Source organism: Staphylococcus canis (genome assembly GCF_016238445.1).
In the GTDB taxonomy this organism is placed as follows: domain Bacteria; phylum Bacillota; class Bacilli; order Staphylococcales; family Staphylococcaceae; genus Staphylococcus; species Staphylococcus canis.
In genome coordinates, this window is the sequence record NZ_JABANU010000083.1 from 1 (window position 1) to 304 (window position 304).

1 rRNA gene is annotated in these 304 nt (G+C 40.1%); it reads left to right on the forward strand.

The features are described from left to right. Nucleotides 1-12: 12 nt before the first annotated feature. Nucleotides 13-127 (forward strand): 5S ribosomal RNA (gene rrf, locus HHH54_RS11005). The last annotated feature ends 177 nt before the right edge of the window (nucleotides 128-304 follow it).

Below are 304 nucleotides of genomic sequence, written 5' to 3' on the forward strand. Positions count from 1 at the left end.
ATTCAATGTTTATCTGGTGCCTATGGCAAAGAGGTCACACCTGTTCCCATGCCGAACACAGAAGTTAAGCTCTTTAGCGCCGATGGTAGTCGGACTGACGTTCCGCAAGAGTAGGACGGTGCCAGGTTTTCATAATTTCTTCGGTAGCGACTAGTCAAGATGACTAGTCGTTTTTTATTTTGGCTCTTTGTCAACGTCGGTTGGTGAAGACAAAACGTACTAAGTTGCTATTTTTAGTGACTTGGTACGTTTTTTATGTTCACTTATAAACATCCTAGAAATAACTAATATTCTATTTCTGAAA